Annotated in this window: 14 protein-coding genes and 1 pseudogene; 6 read left to right on the top strand and 9 right to left on the bottom strand. The window is 63.5% G+C overall.

Annotated elements, in window-relative coordinates; genetic code table 11:
* The 4 genes from AB7532_RS25550 to AB7532_RS25535 are packed head-to-tail and all read right to left on the bottom strand — an operon-like array spanning position 1 to position 4,730.
* Positions 1–1,089 (bottom strand): NAD/NADP octopine/nopaline dehydrogenase family protein, encoded by a 1,089-nt coding sequence (locus AB7532_RS25550; RefSeq protein ID WP_441237457.1) that lies wholly within the window; start codon positions 1,087–1,089, stop codon positions 1–3.
* Complete coding sequence (locus AB7532_RS25545; protein ID WP_441237456.1) at positions 1,086–2,612, bottom strand: class I adenylate-forming enzyme family protein; 1,527 nt, start codon at positions 2,610–2,612, stop codon at positions 1,086–1,088. The genes AB7532_RS25550 and AB7532_RS25545 overlap by 4 nt, the downstream gene beginning before the upstream one ends.
* Before the next feature lie 2 nt (positions 2,613–2,614).
* Positions 2,615–3,904 (bottom strand): acyl-CoA dehydrogenase family protein, encoded by a 1,290-nt coding sequence (locus AB7532_RS25540; protein WP_441237455.1) that lies wholly within the window; start codon positions 3,902–3,904, stop codon positions 2,615–2,617.
* A gap of 7 nt (positions 3,905–3,911) precedes the next feature.
* Complete coding sequence (locus tag AB7532_RS25535; protein ID WP_441237454.1) at positions 3,912–4,730, bottom strand: alpha/beta fold hydrolase; 819 nt, start codon at positions 4,728–4,730, stop codon at positions 3,912–3,914.
* A gap of 197 nt (positions 4,731–4,927) precedes the next feature.
* Here AB7532_RS25535 and AB7532_RS25530 point away from each other — a divergent pair, with 197 nt between their 5' ends.
* The 3 genes from AB7532_RS25530 (at position 4,928) to AB7532_RS25520 (ending at position 7,954) form a co-directional block, all read left to right on the top strand.
* Entirely contained in the window at positions 4,928–5,689 is a 762-nt protein-coding gene (locus AB7532_RS25530; protein ID WP_441237453.1) for an SDR family NAD(P)-dependent oxidoreductase, read from the top strand.
* A 34-nt stretch (positions 5,690–5,723) separates the two neighbouring features.
* Complete coding sequence (locus AB7532_RS25525; protein WP_441237452.1) at positions 5,724–6,560, top strand: enoyl-CoA hydratase family protein; 837 nt, start codon at positions 5,724–5,726, stop codon at positions 6,558–6,560.
* 143 nt (positions 6,561–6,703) lie between these two features.
* Positions 6,704–7,954 carry a flavin-dependent oxidoreductase gene (locus AB7532_RS25520; protein ID WP_441237451.1) on the top strand — a complete coding sequence of 417 codons (1,251 nt, stop codon included), beginning with the start codon at positions 6,704–6,706 and terminating at the stop codon, positions 7,952–7,954.
* A 7-nt stretch (positions 7,955–7,961) separates the two neighbouring features.
* Here the strand turns inward: AB7532_RS25520 and AB7532_RS25515 are convergent, their stop codons facing one another.
* Both AB7532_RS25515 and AB7532_RS25510 read right to left on the bottom strand, forming a co-directional pair.
* Positions 7,962–8,417: a cupin domain-containing protein gene (locus AB7532_RS25515; RefSeq protein WP_441237450.1), complete on the bottom strand. Its 456-nt coding sequence runs from the start codon at positions 8,415–8,417 to the stop codon at positions 7,962–7,964.
* 29 nt (positions 8,418–8,446) lie between these two features.
* The gene (locus AB7532_RS25510; protein WP_441237449.1) at positions 8,447–9,622 is read right to left on the bottom strand and encodes an ABC transporter substrate-binding protein; all 1,176 of its coding nucleotides are present in this window, start codon (positions 9,620–9,622) and stop codon (positions 8,447–8,449) included.
* 276 nt (positions 9,623–9,898) lie between these two features.
* Here AB7532_RS25510 and AB7532_RS25505 point away from each other — a divergent pair, with 276 nt between their 5' ends.
* The 3 genes from AB7532_RS25505 (at position 9,899) to AB7532_RS25495 (ending at position 12,711) form a co-directional block, all read left to right on the top strand.
* On the top strand, positions 9,899–10,390 hold the full coding sequence (locus AB7532_RS25505; RefSeq protein ID WP_441237448.1) for a MarR family winged helix-turn-helix transcriptional regulator: 492 nt from the start codon (positions 9,899–9,901) through the stop codon (positions 10,388–10,390).
* Between the two features lie 151 nt (positions 10,391–10,541).
* Positions 10,542–12,242: a benzoate-CoA ligase family protein gene (locus AB7532_RS25500; protein ID WP_441237447.1), complete on the top strand. Its 1,701-nt coding sequence runs from the start codon at positions 10,542–10,544 to the stop codon at positions 12,240–12,242.
* 10 nt (positions 12,243–12,252) lie between these two features.
* Positions 12,253–12,711 carry a RidA family protein gene (locus tag AB7532_RS25495; protein WP_441237446.1) on the top strand — a complete coding sequence of 153 codons (459 nt, stop codon included), beginning with the start codon at positions 12,253–12,255 and terminating at the stop codon, positions 12,709–12,711.
* Positions 12,712–12,718: 7 nt separating this feature from the next.
* On the opposite strand, the gene AB7532_RS25490 is transcribed toward AB7532_RS25495, so the two are convergent.
* From AB7532_RS25490 to AB7532_RS25480, 3 genes and pseudogenes are all read right to left on the bottom strand, one after another.
* A complete protein-coding gene (locus AB7532_RS25490) occupies positions 12,719–13,447 on the bottom strand; it encodes a CBS domain-containing protein (RefSeq protein WP_441237445.1) in 729 nt (242 codons plus the stop codon).
* 96 nt (positions 13,448–13,543) lie between these two features.
* Positions 13,544–14,512 carry a CHAD domain-containing protein gene (locus AB7532_RS25485; protein WP_441237444.1) on the bottom strand — a complete coding sequence of 323 codons (969 nt, stop codon included), beginning with the start codon at positions 14,510–14,512 and terminating at the stop codon, positions 13,544–13,546.
* A 38-nt stretch (positions 14,513–14,550) separates the two neighbouring features.
* Positions 14,551–16,061: pseudogene (locus tag AB7532_RS25480) on the bottom strand (AAA family ATPase); the annotation flags it as partial.
* Between the last annotated feature and the right edge of the window lie 162 nt (positions 16,062–16,223).

Genomic DNA, 16,223 nt, shown 5'->3' with positions numbered 1-16,223 from the left:
CTAAAATCCCGTGCGAAGAAGTGTCTGGAACTCGGCCTTGCCGAGCCCGCCAAGCCCCAGCGTATCGAGCGTGCGGCCGGCTAGCGCAAAATCCTCCCCGCAGACTGCACCGCCAATCGCTAGAAACGCTTTGGCCAGTGGCGTCGCCACGCCCGCCAGGTCGGCGACGGAGACAAGTAGCGAGAGCCCAAGACGCAGATCTTCCCGCATGTAACGATGTTCGCTGAGGACGATCCGCTCGCGCCAGTCGCCGGAGTCGGTCAGCCGATCATGCGAGCCGCGACCATACATCCAGATCTCGCCTTCCCTGGCGTAGTGGTGAGCCAGAGGAAAGTGCGGCGCGCCGTATCCAAGCGCCTCGCGCACGGCAATTCGTTCGCCGTCGAGTGCGTCGGTAACCCACCGGATCGCGGCTTGTGTGCCCTCCTTGTGAATATCCCACCGCTCGAAATGCTCGATCGGCCCCGCGTTCATCACGATTAGCGGCGGGTGGATGATGGGCCCGGCGTTCATCAGCGCGCCGGAGAGCGCGTCCCCGCAGGGTTCGATCGCATCGGGAAAAGCGCGTCCGATCACTTCGAGCGCATGCGGCGCCTGATCGAGCGGGAACACGCCGACCGGCAGCCGTTTGGCGCGGATGGTGATCGCGACTTCGAATGGCCCGTGCTTGCGGGTGAGCCAGGGCAGTGTGCCAGTCTCGGCAAAGCTGGCCTCGGCATGGTTATCGGCATCTCTTGCTGCCTGGGCGAAGATCATCGAGCCGAATGTCGCCGGCGGCAGAAATACGACCTGGCCGTCCCGCAAATGGGGAGCCAGCAGGCGCGCAATATCCGGCTGCGCGAAGGCGGGGGCAGGGCACAGGATCAGCGCAGCGCCATCGACGGCTTCGGCGATGTCCGTCGTGACCAACGCGAGCCTGACGTCGTGGCGGCCGTTGTGGTCCTTCACCAGGATGCGCGAGCCGGCGGCACGATGCGCTGCGACCTGATCGGCGTCGCGGCGCCAGAGCCGGACCTCATGCCCCGACAGCGCAAAATCGCCTGCGGCCGCGAAAGAGCCGTTTCCCCCACCCAGAACCGCAATCTTCAAGATGCTTCTCCTTGCGCGCGCGATTGCGCATCAAGCTGCTTCAGCAGGAAATGCTGGACCTTGCCCAACGCGGTGCGCGGCAGGTCGGTGACGAAGACGATGTCGCGCGGAACCTTGTAGCGCGCGAGCTGCGCCTGAAGATGGGCTCGCAGCTCGTCGGCTTCGAGCCGGCAGCCGGATCGCTGGATCACATAGGCGATCGGCACCTCATCCCAGCGTGGGTCCGGCCGGCCGATCACGGCACATTCGCTGACATCGGGATGTTCGAGCAGGACGCGCTCGACCTCGGCCGGATAGACGTTCTCTCCTCCGGAAATGATCATGTTCTTCTTGCGGTCGCGCACCCAGAAATAGCCGTCGGCGTCGCTCAGGCCGATATCGCCGGTGCGATACCAGCCGTCGTGCAGCGCGTCGCGGGTAGCCGTGTCGTTGCCCCAATATTCGAAGAACACGTTGGGGCCACGCACCGCGATCTCGCCGGGCGTGCCTGCGGGCACCTCGTTGCCAATCTGGTCAATGACTTTCGCCTCGCAACACAGGCCGGCAAGTCCGGTCGATCCCGCACGGGAGAGATCGCCGCCCAGGCGCGTGTAGATTGCGATCGGGCAGGTCTCCGTCGAGCCATAGACCTGAAGCACCGGAACGCCCCGCGCGACGAAACGGTCGATCAGATGCGGCGGCGCGATGGTCGACCCAGTGGCGATGGCCTTCAGCGACGAGAGATCAGTCGTTGCCCAGTCGGGATGCTCGCTCACGGCCTGGATGATCGCGGGCACCATCACGGTCAGGGTCGGCCGTTCGCGTTCGATCGCTGCGAGCGCGGTATCCGGCGTGAAGCGGGCCTGGATCGTGACCGTCGCGCCCAACTGCAGCGCAGCCGTAGTCTGAATATTGAGCCCACCGACGTGGAAGAACGGCAGCACCGTCAGCACATGATCGTCGGACGTCATGTTGTGCATATGCTGGCTCATGACGCCGTTCCAGAACAGCGCCTCCTGCCGGAGCACAGCGCCCTTTGGTCGTCCGGTCGTTCCTGATGTGTAGACAATCAGAAGCGGGCAGGAGAGATCGGCGTGCGGATTGCGGCCATTCGCCTCGCTCCTGGCCAGCAGCGCCTCGAATGTCGCGCCACGAGGTGGCATGAAGTCGAACCCGACAACGGCCGTCCCTGGCGCAAGCTCCCGGAGAACTCCCTCAAAGGCCTGTTCGAGCACCAGCACCTTGGCACCGGCATCGGTGAGAATGAAGAGCTGTTCCGCGGCAGCCAGCCGCCAGTTCAACGGCACCAGCATCGCGCCGAGCCGCGCACATGCGTAAAGTAGAACCAGATAATCCGGCCGGTTCAGGCTGAGGATCGCGACGCGATCGCCGCGGCCGACGCCGAGCTCCCGCTTCAATGCCGTTGCCGTCCGCTCGATGCGAGCGGCAAAGGCCGCATAGCTCAGCCGCTCCCCTTCGAAGGCGATGGCGATCTTGTCTGGCGAGAACGCCGCGTTGCGATCGATCAGACTGCAGAGGTCCACCGTCAGTCGTCCGTCTCGCCAGTCTCGTACAGCGCCTCGCGACCGATCCGGTCGAGGCAGAGTTCGGCGGTCCAGGGCAGCATCAGCGAGCCGCAGCGGCTGTCGCGATAGATGCGCTCCAGCGGCAGCGACCGAAGCATGGCCTGGCCGCCGCAGGTGCGGATCGCGAGCGTCGCGAGCTCATTGGCGCCCTCCATGACGGAATATTGCGCGGCATAGGCGCGCAGCACCTGCTCCTTGCTCGGATTCGCACAGGCTTCGGTGACGGCCTGGAACCAGATCGCCTTGATCTGCTCGAGCTTGATCTGCATCTGCGCGACTGCGATCTGCTTGGTCGGATACATCCGGCGTTTGACCGGCGGCATCCCCGGGACCTCGCCGCGCAGGTAGCGCACGGTGAAATCGTAGGCGGCTTGCGCAAGGCCCATATAGGTCGGCGACAGTGTCAGGAACATGTGCGGCCAACGCATCGCCGCCTGAAAATAGACGCCGCGCGGCATCAGTGCGGAATCCTCCGGCACGAACACGTCCTTGAACAGCAGCGTCCGGGAGACCGTCCCGCGCATGCCGAGCGGATCCCAGTCGCCGACCACCGAGACGCCTTCCGATTTCGCCGAAATGGCGAGGTAAAGTGTGTTGCGGCGCGATGCCTTCTCGCCTTCCTCGATCTCGGTGCAGAGCACGCCGTAATAGTCGGCGTGACCGGACAGCGATGCAAAGATCTTCTTGCCGTTGACGATCCAGCCGCCTTTTACAGGTTTTGCTTCGGTGCCGAACGCAACGCCGCCAGCGGCGGCGGCTCCGCCTTCCGAAAACGGTTGCGAGTAGATCGCGCCGTCCTCGACAATTCGCTTGTAGTGGACCGCGCGCCGCCGCTCGTGCTCCGCGCGGGTCTGCGCGTCCATGTCGAGATCGTCGGCGAGGGGTCCCGACCACAGGGTCGAGCAGACATGCATGTTCCAGGTGAGCGCGGTCGCGCCGCAATAGCGGCCGATCTCGGCGGCCGCCAAGGCGTAGGTTTGGTAATTCGCGCCGAGCCCGCCATGCTTCTTGGGCACGGCGATGCCGAGCAGGCCGACGCGGTGCAGGTCGCGATAATTCTCGGTCGGGAAGATCGCCTCGCGATCGTAGGTCGCGGCGCGGCCGGCGAATACGCTCTGGCCGATCTCGCGGGCGCGGGCAATGATGCCGGCCTGCTCGTCGCTCAGGCGGAATGCGACGGGATCGAAGATCGGCGCGTCCAGCGCGACCTTGCCGGTTGCGCCAATGGTCTTGCTGACTTGCATGGTCATGGCGCAATCACCCGTGTTTTGCGGCGACGGAATCGAGGAAGCCGCCGAGAGCCTTGTCGAAGGCGTCAGGCCGTTCGAGATTGGCGAGATGACCGACCCCGGCCAGCTCGACATATTCAGCAGCGGGAATGTAGGTCGCGGTCTTCGCCATCATTGGCGCAGGCGCATTGTTGTCCTTGGAGCCAGACAGCAGCAGCGTAGGCACGGAAATATCCTTGAGACTGCTGCGCTGATCGAACCCGATGAGAGCAAGCATCATGGCGCGATAGCTCGCCTCGGGCACGCTTCCCATGCACTCGCGCGCACGCTCCATTCCCTCGGGGTCTGGATCGCTGCCGACGAGCTCGGTCACGAGCGACGGCGCGAGCGATTTCATCGTTTCGCCACGATCGAGCGGCCCAAGTCGCGCGGCGATGAACGATTTTTGCCAGTCGCCATCGGCCTTGCCGAAGGCCGGACTGGTCTGTGCGAGCACGACGGCGCGCGCCAGTTTCGGCGACTGCACCAGCCATTTCTGGACGATCATGCCGCCGATGGAATGCCCGACGAGAATGGGTTTACGTGCGCCGAGCTGCTCGATGAATTGTTGAAGCGCATCAGCCAGGGCAGCGATGCTGACGCTGGCTAGCGGTGCTGATCCGCCATAGCCCGGCATGTCCCATGCGATCGTACGGAAGCGGTTGCCGAAGGTGGCGAGCTGCTGCCGCCAGGCTCGCGCGGCGCCGCCAATTCCGTGCAGGAAAATCAGGGGTGTGGCGCCCGGATCGCCCGCAGCTTCGTAGGCGAAGCGTCCGTCTTTTGTTATCATTGGCGAAGGCTGCGACACGCGACATCCTTTGGCTCGGCCAGGCGATGCTAACAGGCCTGTGAGGGATGGGAAGAGATAATTTTATACTTAAAGCAATTTTCAGGCCGCGTCCTCGGCGTGCCGCGGTTGACGATGCAAAGGCCCCTTGGTTTGCAAAAATTTGAAGGTTAAAATATATCGAAGGGGCGATCAGCAGAACGCAAGGGAGTTAGCGCATGTCCGGATTGCCGCATTCGCCACATGCGCTGGTCACCGGTGGCGGTCGCGGTATCGGCCGCGCGATTGCGGCGTCACTCGTCGGGGCCGGCGCGACGGTCACCGTGCTTGGTCGAAATGCCTCCGTTCTCGAAGCGGCGGTTGGCGCAGGCGTCGCGCATTTTGCGGTCGTCGCCGACGTCTCGAACGAAGTGTCGTTGAAGGCAGCTATCGCGGAAGCGAACGCGCGAAAGCCGATCGACATCCTCGTTGCCAATGCAGGCGGCGCGGAATCTGCACCATTCTCGAAATCCGACAGTGCCTTGTTCGCGCGCATGATGGATGTCAATTTCATGGGCGTGGTCCACGCCGTCAGCGGCGTTCTGCCGGGCATGAAGGATCGCCCCTACGGACGCATCGTCGCGATTGCTTCGACAGCAGGGCTCAAGGGCTATGCCTATGTCAGCGCGTACACTGCGGCGAAGCACGCCGTGGTCGGTCTCGTGCGATCGCTTGCGCTCGAGCTGGCCGGAACCAATGTCACGGTGAATGCGGTCTGTCCGGGTTTCACCGACACCGATCTGGTGGCCGGCAGCATCGAGAACATCATGAAAAAGACCGGCCGGAGCCGCGAGCAGGCCATCGCCGAGCTGGCGAAGCATAATCCGCAGGGGCGGCTCATCTCGCCTCAAGAGGTGGCAGATGCCGTGCTCTGGTTGTGCGGCGAGGGTGCCGGCGCGATCACGGGACAGACGATTGCAGTCGCCGGCGGCGAGATCTAGCGGCGCGAATCAAAAAACATACCGAGGAGATCGCATGAGCAGACCAGCCAATTCCGTGACTATACCGCTCGCGGACTATTCCCCGCAACATTTCCTGCTGGCTGTAGTCGACGGTGTTGCCACCGTGACGCTTAACCGCCCCGAACGAAAGAACCCGCTGACCTTCGAGAGCTATCGCGAACTGACGGATTTCTTCCGCGCCTGCGCGTTCGACGACGCGGTCAAATCCATCGTCGTTACTGGTGCCGGCGGTAATTTTTCGTCCGGCGGCGACGTGTTCGAAATCATCGGACCGCTGGTGAAGATGGACACCAAGGGATTGACGGCCTTCACGCGGATGACCGGCGACCTCGTCAAGGCGATGCGGGCGTGCCCGCAGCCGATCGTGGCCGCGGTCGAGGGCATCTGCGCCGGAGCCGGCGCGATCATCGCGATGGCATCTGACATGCGCCTCGCGGCGAGCGGCGCAAAGGTGGCGTTCTTGTTCAACAAGGTGGGCCTTGGCGGCTGCGACATGGGCGCCTGCGCGATCCTGCCACGGATCATTGGACAGTCGCGCGCGTCCGAGCTGCTCTACACCGGAAGGTTCATGACCGCCGAGGAAGGCGAGCGCTGGGGCTTCTTCAGCCGCATCGTGACGCCGGAGCAGGTGCTGCCCCAGGCGCAGCTCCTGGGCAAACAGATCGCGGAAGGACCGACTTTCGGTAACACCATGACCAAGCGAATGCTGGCCATGGAATGGGCGATGTCGGTGGAGGAGGCGATCGAGGCCGAAGCCGTGGCCCAAGCCCTGTGCATGACCACGGCTGATTTCGAGCGTGCCTTCGAGGCGTTCGCCAACAAGGTCAAGCCGGTCTTCCGGGGCGACTGAGGCCATGGCTTTGCGCCCGATTAAGGCTAAGCCCAAGACACGGGCCGAGTTCAAGGTGCAGACGACAAAGCCGCTTGCGGCGGAGTGACCGCCCGTGCGAATTTAACCCCATTGCCTGGCGTATTTCGAGTGGAGTAAGGGCGATGAAGGCGATTGTGGTCGGCGGCGGTATCGGTGGTCTCACCACGGCATTGATGCTGCGGGCGCGCGGTCTCGACTGCGAAATTTTCGAGCAGGCGGACACCATCCGCGAGCTCGGCGTCGGGATCAACACGCTGCCTCATGCGATGCGCGAGCTCGCCGGCCTTGGTCTGCTCCAGAAGCTCGACGACGTCGCGATCCGTACCGATCAGCTCTACTACCTCAATCGCCACGGCCAGGAAGTCTGGCGCGAAGCCCGCGGCATCGACGCTGGCCATGATGTGCCGCAATTCTCGATTCATCGTGGCCGCCTTCAAGGTGTCATTCATCACGCGGTCGAGGAGCGGCTCGGGCGGGATGCAATTCACACCGGCTGTCGGCTCGGCGCGTTCACGCAGGACGAGGGGGGCGTCACCGCTTACTTCTTCGATCGCGCGGGCGCCCACATTCACACTGTGCGCGGCGATATCCTGATCGGTGCGGACGGCATCCACTCGCGCGTCCGCGATACGCTGTTCCCGAATGAGGGACCGCCGTGCTGGAACGGCCTGATGCTGTGGCGCGGAGCGCGCGACTGGCCGTTGTTCCTCACCGGCAAGTCGATGATCGTGGCCGGCGGGCTCGATGCCAAGGTCGTGATTTATCCGATCGCCGAGGGCTCGAGCCCGGCCAGCCGTCTCACCAATTGGGCGGTGCTGGTGAAGGTGGGCGAGGGCAATGCGCCGCCGCCGCGCAAGGAGGACTGGTCACGGCCGGGCCGGCGCGAGGAACTGATGCCGCACGTTGCGCGCTTCTCGGTGCCCTATGTCGACGTAAGGAGCCTGATCTCGGCGACGCCCGAATTCTACGAATATCCGACCTGCGACCGCGATCCCTTGCCCTATTGGTCGTCCGGGCGCGTCACGTTGCTCGGCGACGCCGCGCATCCCATGTATCCGGTCGGCTCCAATGGCGCATCGCAGGCCATCCTCGATGCGCGCTGCCTGGCCGACGCGCTGGTACGCGCCGAGCATCCGCGCCAGGCGCTGCTTGAGTATGAGAAGAAGCGATTGCCGATGACCGCGGACATCGTGCGCTCCAACCGCCGCGGCGGCCCTGAAGGCGTCATCGATGCCGTCGAGCAGCTCGCGCCCGATGGCTTCGACAATGTCGACAACGTGCTGAGCTATTCCCAGCGTGAGGCGATCGTGCGCGGCTATGCTACCAAGGCCGGCTTCGCTGCAGTCCCGGGACTGGCGGCGGTCCGCGCCTGAATAACGGCTAGCCGCCGGGAGGCGGCGGCAGGAAGTGGATGTTGAACTCGGCGGCCATCGCCACCACGTCCTCGGGCTTCTGTTCCTTCATGTTGTGAAGGCCCCAGAACAGGTCGAACAGTTTTTTGGTCGGCGACACCCAGAACAGCACCTTTGCGGTCTGCTCCGACTTGTTGAAGATGCCGTGGGGCACGCCCATGCCGAGCCGGACCAGATCGCCCGCGGTCGCCTGCGACTCCGAGTTGCCGAGCATGAAGTCGAGCTTGCCCTCCAGCATATAGAGGTATTCGTCCTGGTCGGGATGGATGTGCGGCGGCACGAACGTGCCCGGCGGCAAGGTCGCGTGCCAGGAGAAGCTATGCTCGGTTTTGCTCTTCGGCACATAGGTCTGGCCGAGGATGTTCCAGGAGATGCCCTGCATCCCCTCATTGGCCCGTGTGATGCCGGTGATTTCGCTGCTCATCGAAGTTCTCCCTTAACGCAACGTCCGGCCTAGTTTGCCGCCTTGCAGTCCTTGGCATAGCGGTCGCCGTAATTCTCGAACACCTTCTGCACGATCTCGGTCTGGAATTTGCCGTCCGGACGCTTGGCGACCTTGGTCAAATAAAAATCTTGGATCGGATAGCCGTTGGTATTGAACTTGAAAGCGCCGCGTAGCGAGGTGAAGTCGGCCTTCTTCAGTGCGGCGCCAATGGCATCCTTGTTGGAGAGATCACCCTTCACGCCCTTGATCGCGCTGTCGATCAGCATTGCTGCGTCATAGGCCTGAAAGGCGTAGGTGCCGGGCACGCCGTTATAGGCGGCTTCATAAGCGGCAACGAACTTCTTGTTCTGGGGATTGTCGAGATTGGGCGCCCAGTTGGCGCCGCCGAACATGCCAACCGCCGCATCCTGCTGCGCCGGCAACGTCGATTCATCGACCGTGAAGGCCGAGAGCACCGGAATGTTGTCGGCGAGGCCCGCCTGCTTGTATTGCTTGACGAGATTGACGCCGAGGCCGCCGGGCATGAACGTGAAGAGAGCATCGGGTTTTTGCGACGAAATCTTGGACAGCTCCGGCTGGAAGTCCAGCGTGTTGAGCGGCATGTAGGATTCTTCGACGATCTCGCCCTTGTAGTCGAGCTTGAAGCCCGCCACCGAATCCTTGCCGGCCTGATAGTTCGGCACCATCAGGTACATGCGCTTGTAACCGCGATCCTGCGCGACCTTGCCGAGGATCTCGTGCACCTGATCGTTCTGATACGACGTCACATAGAAGAACGGGTTGCAGTCCTTGCCGGCAAAGGTCGAGGGGCCTGCATTGGGGCTGATCAGGAAGGTCTTTGATTCCGTGACCGGCCGGTGGATCGCCTGGAGGATGTTGGAGAAGATCGGTCCGACCACGAAGTCGACCTTGTCACGCTCCAGCAGACCCTTGACCTTGGTCACCGCGACGTCCGGCTTCAGTTCGTCGTCGACAACGACCACCTCGATGTCGCGGCCGCCCATCTTGCCGCCGAGATCCTTCACCCCGAGCGCAAAGCCGTCGCGAACCTGCTGGCCGAGCGCGGCGGCGGGGCCCGACAACGTCACGACCACACCCAGCTTGATCTTCTCCTGGGCGAAGGCGGGGCTCATGGCGGTGCCGAGCAGCAAGGCGGCTGCGGCGAAGGTCAATTGCGTCTTCATGATCTATCCCCTGTGACGATCGGGCTTGCGCTGCAAACCACGTACTCCAGTCCAAGCTTATGCCGATGACGGCGGCCGCGGCAAGCATGCTCAAGGCGTCGCCATCTTGCGGAGCAGTGCGCATGCAAGCGGCGCGCCAATTGTTTGAAGCCTAAAGAAATTTACGTGCGGTCGATTGTTGCAGCTTTAGGCTTGCGGCCGACCTCAATTTACTTGAAGCTCAAAACGTTGGGAATCCGTGCCGGCGCCGATGCCGGCCGTGAGTGATTGCATCGAATGCTCGATTCCGAGACCAAGGCCGTCGAAACTCCGGAGGACCATGCCGAAGAGCTTCGGCTGTGGTTGCGTCTGCTCACCTGCACCACGTTGATCGAGGGCGAGGTCCGCGGCCGGTTGCGGCAGCGCTTCGACGTTACGCTGCCCCGTTTCGACTTGATGGCGCAGCTCGACAAGGCGCCCGACGGCATGACGCTGTCCGATGTCTCCAAGCGCATGATGGTGTCCAACGGCAACGTCACCGGCCTCGTTGAGCGCCTTGTGGAATCAGGGCATCTCGATCGGCGTACCTCGGAGACTGATCGTCGCGTCCAGGTGATCCGTCTCACAAAACTCGGGCGCGCCGAGTTCCGCAGGATGGCCGCCGAGCACGAAACCTGGATCGCCGATCTCTTCGCCGATTTGACGCCGAAGGACGTGCGCGAACTGATGCGGCTGCTCGCCAAGACCAAGGCGTCGGCGCAGAAGTCGACCGGGCGCCGCAGGGCCTAGGCCCGCAGGCCAACGCGCCCGCCGATCCCACTTTGCCGCAGGAAAATGCATGGGATGCCCAAAATCCGCTATTGCACCAAATTACTTTAAGCCTAAAATGTTTTCCTGAGTTAGTGCTGCCGGGTGCTTTCCATGCGCAAAGGAACGTGCGATGGCCAACGCCGCCAAGGTACAAGTGACGGGCTCGTATGACGGCAACGCCGCGACGGCCCATGTCGATACGTTTGCGCGGCAGCACCTGCCGCCGCGAGAGCTTTGGCCCGAGTTCATCTTCACGCGGCCGGAGCTGCACTATCCATCGCGACTGAACTGCGTCAGCTATTTCCTCGACCGCTGGGTCGAGCAGGGCCATGGCGATGCGCCCTGCGTCATCAGTCCCGTCGTCAGTTACACGTATCGCGAACTTCAAGCGCTCGTGAATCGCATCGCCAACGTGCTGGTCGGGAAGCTGGGTCTCGTGACCGGCGAGCGCGTGCTGCTGCGCTCGGCCAACAATCCGATGATGGTCGCGACATATTTGGCGGTGATCAAGGCCGGTGGCATTTGCGTGGCGACGATGCCGCTGCTGCGCGCCAGGGAGTTGTCTTATCCGATCCAGAAGGCGGAGATCACGCTCGCGCTCTGCGACGGAAAGCTCTCCGACGAAATGGAGAAGGCGAGGCTGACTGCGCCGGGTCTCAAGCACGTGGTCTATTGGGGCAATGGCGCGACGGACTCGCTCGAAGCGCTGATCGCGGATGCGAGCCCTGAGTTCGAAGCTGTCGATACCGCCTCCGATGACATCTGCTTGATTGCCTTCACGTCGGGCACGACCGGCGATCCCAAGGGTACGATGCATTTTCACCGGGATATGCTGGCGGTCTGCGACGGCTATGCGCATAACATCCTGCGCGCCGGGCAGAGGGATCGCTTCGTCGGCTCGGCGCCGCTCGCCTTTACCTTCGGCTTCGGCGGCGTGCTCTTTCCGATGCATATCGGCGCCTCCTTCGTGGTGCTGGAGAAGACGACGCCGGACGACATCTTGACGGCGATCGAGCAGTACAAGACCACGGTCTGCTTTACCGCGCCGACAGCATACCGGGCGATGATCGGCAAGCTTCCGGGCCGCGACATCTCCTCGCTGCGCAAATGCGTTTCCGCCGGCGAGACCCTGCCCAAACCGACATTCGACGCTTGGCTCAAAGCGACGGGCATCAAGCTGATGGACGGTATCGGCTCGACCGAGCTGCTGCATATCTTCATCAGTGCGACCGAAGACGAGATCCGTCCCGGCGCGACGGGCAAGCCCGTGCCGGGATATGAGGCCAAGATCGTTGATGAGTCCGGCAACGACGTACCGGCCGGCACGATGGGCTATCTCGCGGTGCGCGGCCCGACCGGCTGCCGCTATCTCGCCGACGAGCGGCAGCGCAAATATGTGCAGAACGGCTGGAACATAACCGGCGACACCTATCTGATGGATAGCGACGGTTATTTCTGGTACCAGTCGCGCTCCGACGACATGATCGTGTCAGCGGGATACAATATCGCTGGTACGGATGTGGAGGCTGCTCTGTTGACCCATCCTGATGTCGCCGAGTGCGGCGTCGTCGGTGCGCCGGACGAGGCGCGCGGGATGATCGTGAAGGCCTATGTCATCGTTGCTCCCGGCGTGACGCCGGACGCTCAGCTCGCAGCCGCGTTGCAGGAACATGTCAAACGCGAGATCGCGCCTTACAAATATCCGCGCGCAATCGAGTTCGTGGCGCAACTGCCGAAGACCGAGACCGGCAAATTGAAACGCTTTGCCCTGCGGCAACTGGCGCAGGCTGCAGCGACGCCCTCGGGCGTTCGCGGAATGAGAGAAGGATAGAGAATTGTCCGTGACGACGCCGAAAAGCCCGCAGCTCGCGGTGTTGCCGACAGCCGACGAGGATGACACCCGCCCGAAAGCGCAGGTGCTTCAGCCCTCGGGCTGGCCGATGCCGAAGGGCTATGCCAATGGCATCGCCGCGGAGGGACGCATCGTCGTCACCGGCGGCGTGATCGGCTGGGATGTCGAGGAGCGTCTCGCGGACGGTTTTGTCGCGCAGGTACGCCAGACTCTCAGCAACATCGCCGAAATCCTCACGGAGGCCGGCGCGCGGCCCGAGCATCTGGTGCGCCTGACCTGGTACGTCGTCGACATGGACGAGTATCTGGCGAATCTGAAGGAGCTCGGCAGGATCTACCGCACCATCTTCGGCGCGCATTATCCTGCGATGGCGCTGGTCCAGGTCGTCCGGCTCGTCGAGAAGGCGGCGCGCGTCGAGATCGAGGCCACCGCCGTCATTCCGCGCTGAACAGCTCTCAGCTCGCCTTGGAAAGATTGTCGTCCTCGGGCGAGTTGAGATAGACACCGGTCATGGTGTCGACCCAGCACAGATGGTCGTGCACCTTCTTCACGCCCGCGACGTTCTCCGCCGCGACCATTGCGGCCTGCCGCACACGCTCCTCGGTGATGACGCCGCTGAGATGAGCGATGCCGTCGCGAACGATGACGTTCAGTCCGAACGGGCACCACTCGTTCTTCTCCATGGTGTCGATGATGCGACTGCGAATGTGATCGTCGTCGGCCGTCGGGTCCGGCACCTCTCGGGCGAGGCCTGCCACGGCCTGTAGCAGATTGGCGCGCGACACGATGCCGACGACCTTGTCGCCACGCACCACCGGCAGGCGCTTCACATTGTTCCGTTCCATGAGATCGACGATCTCGGCAAGCGCCGTGTCCTCGGTGATGGTCACGACCGAAGCGGTCATCACTTCCGAGACCTTGCGGCCATGCTCGTGCACGAAGTCGCTGGCGGACTTGCCGGGCCCGAGTATGAACCTCAGCCACCGCCCGCGCTTGCGCCCGGTGCCGATCTCGCTGCGGCGGATGAAGTCGCCTTCGGAGACCACGCCGACCAGCTTGCCGGCATCGTCGACCACAGTGAGGCCGCTGACATGCCGCTTCAACATGATGTTCGCGGTTTCGACGATGCTGGTGTCGGGGGTGACCGAGATGACCGAGCGGGTCATGATCTGGTGGGCGCGCATGGGGAGCTCCGCAAGTTCACACTGATATTGAGGTGTGGAGCTTAGGTCACCGGCAGGAAGGCCATTTGACCCAGGTCAAGCAGGGCAGGTACGCACCTAATCCTCGGGCTCCGCATTCGGCGCGAGGTCGGAGGAGCGGAACCGCTTGGCCTTGTCCAGCTTCCGGTAGGCTTTTGTGGCGGTTCGGAGCAACTTCTTTTCCCGCTTGCGATCGAGGAAGCGAATGCCCGCCTCGGGGACGGCCTCATTCAACGATGCCGCCAGCGTCTGCCCTCGCGCATCGTCGTTCAACCGTCCGAGGGACTTTTGCGCCTTGCGCAATTGCTTGAGGATCGACCTCTGCTCGATCAACGAATCGTTGGCGAACAGGTCTTCGAGTGACTCGACCGAATAGGTCAGCCGCTTGTTGAGAAGCCGCAACTTGTGCCGCTTCCCGACATCGAGCTTCCGAAGTTTTCGGGCCTTCTTGAGCAGCGTCGTTTCCCATTCCGCGAGCTGCGCCGTCGCGTGGTCGGCGAGCGAGCAGCGGCGCAGCCTGGCAGCCTCCTTGTTGCGCCGGGTCGACCAGGGGCCGCTCTCGATCCAGGCCGAGGTATGCTCGACCAGGCGGCGATACCGTGCGGATTGCAACGCGCGCGCCAGCAGACGATGGCTCTCGGCGCGCTTCTCGTCCCAGTGCTGAAGCTCGGCGATCACGTCCAGCTCGCCGCCGCTCTCGGCGATGACCCGGTCGATCGCGACGTCGAGGTCCCTGACCATGCCGAGCTGGCTGTTCAGCCATTTCAGCTCGGTCCAGACCTGCGGCCGCAGTCCGTCATCGACCATCTGCGAGAAGAAGCGGATGGCGGTGCGCAGATGCGTCAGCGCGATCCGGATCTGATGCAGAGCCTCCGGATCGCCGCGGCAGGTGCCTTCATGCTGTGCAAGGACGGCACCGAGATGACGGCGGGCGATGATGCGGAACGCGGTATCGCAGGCCATGCCGGGGCTAAGACGGCCGGGCAGGGCATTACGCCGCGCCGCGAGTCCGGCGCTCGCGGTCGAGTTCGTGGTAGGTCGCGCCATCTTCGCCCGCGCCAATCAGATTGCCCTAGTTGCCCCCCAGCGATCGCGTCCCGGCAGTTCTGGAGCGTCTGCGCTTGCGTTCCGGATGCGTCGATGGTCGCCCAACCGACGTGGCCGATATTATAGCGCTCTTGCTGCGCGGCAACCTCTTGCGTTGCATCGGACGCATCGCCCTGACGGTCGTCGATTCGCGCCTGCCGGGTGGTGAGATCGGCGATGAGGAATAACCCGCTCAGCGGCACGTTGCATTCGCGGGCCAGAGCCGTGAGCTGGTCCCGTTCGGACTCACGCGCAAAGACGGCGTCGACGATCACGGAATGGCCCTGCGCTAGCACCTGCCGGGCGCGCTGCATCAGCACGTCGTAGACCTCGGTCGTGACCTCGGGCCGGTAGGTGGAAGGCGGTAGCCGCTCGGTGTGTCCACCTGAAACAACTGCTTGCGAATGACGTCGCTGCGGAGCACGACTGCGCCTGGCAGCGGCGGCACGTCGGAAGCCAGCGCACGGGCAGCCACGGATTTTCCGGTGCCTGATAGTCCGCCCACCGCGATCAGGCGAGGACCGGGCGGATGGATCAACGTGCGCGCGAGATCGAAATAACGGCGCGCCTCATCGCTAATCCCGGGGCCGTCGGCATCCGGCCGTTTCAACCGTGCCAGGGCGACCTGCGCACGGATCGCTGCGCGAAGAGACATGAACAGCGGTAATGCCGCCAGCACGTCAGGGGTCTCGACCGGCGCCATGATCAGATACCGGTTCAGGACGATGTTGGCCGCATTCGCCTGGTCGTAGCGTAGCAGGTCCATCAGCGTAAACGCGAGATCGTAGAGCACGTCCACGGTCGCCATCCGCGCATCGAATTCGATGGCGTCGAACAGAACCGGCTGCCGGTCGATCAGCACGATATTGGCAAGGTGCAGATCGCCATGACAGCGGCGCACGAAGCCGAGGCGACCACGTTCCTCAAGCGCGGCGCGGACACGCAGGAATGCTTGTTGTGACGCTTCGCCAAGCCGCTCGATCTCTGTCGCTTCGAAGTGGCCACCGCTGCGCAGGCCGTTGCGATTGCCATCGATCAGCGCAGGAATGGACGTCACCCACGCAGCGCCGTCCGCGACGGCCGCTTTTGCATGCGATGCTACAATTGCATCCGCGACGGCTGCGGCCAGCTCCTCGTCCAGCGGGCCGGCCTTCGCCAGATGGTCGAGCGTCTGGCTTTCGTCGAAGCGTGCCATCTCGATCGCATACTCGACCGGCCGGCCGCGACCGTCGATCGCCATCGATCCGTCCGGCTCCTCGGTGATCGCCGCGACGCGGTGATAGATTTGCGGCGCGAGCGGATGGTTGATCCTGATCTCCTCCTCGCAGGCGGCCCTGCGCTTTTCGAGGGTCGAGTAGTCGAGGAATGGAAATTTGACGGCGCGCTTGACCTTCAGCGCGCGCGTTTCGTCGAGAAATACTGAAGCTGCGTGGGTGTCGATCCGCTTCACGCCGGGACGCGCGCCGAGTGCTTGGAAAACCCGTTCCTGGGGCATGGAATCGTTCGTCATCTCTGCGGGCATGTCCAGTGCATCAGCATTGAGGCGCAGGCTAACCCTTAGAACCGGATCGCGGCCAGTCCTTGACATCGGTCAAAGCCCTGTCGCCGGCTGGACGCGCGCTGTTCCCGGCCTTGAGGAGGATCAAACGCCTCGACAAAAGGCGGCTTATCT

The organism is Bradyrhizobium sp. 930_D9_N1_4 (genome assembly GCF_052076015.1).
Taxonomy (GTDB): domain Bacteria; phylum Pseudomonadota; class Alphaproteobacteria; order Rhizobiales; family Xanthobacteraceae; genus Bradyrhizobium.
Note: the sequence above shows the minus strand (reverse complement) of the source record. Positions and strands in the feature narration are given on the sequence as shown.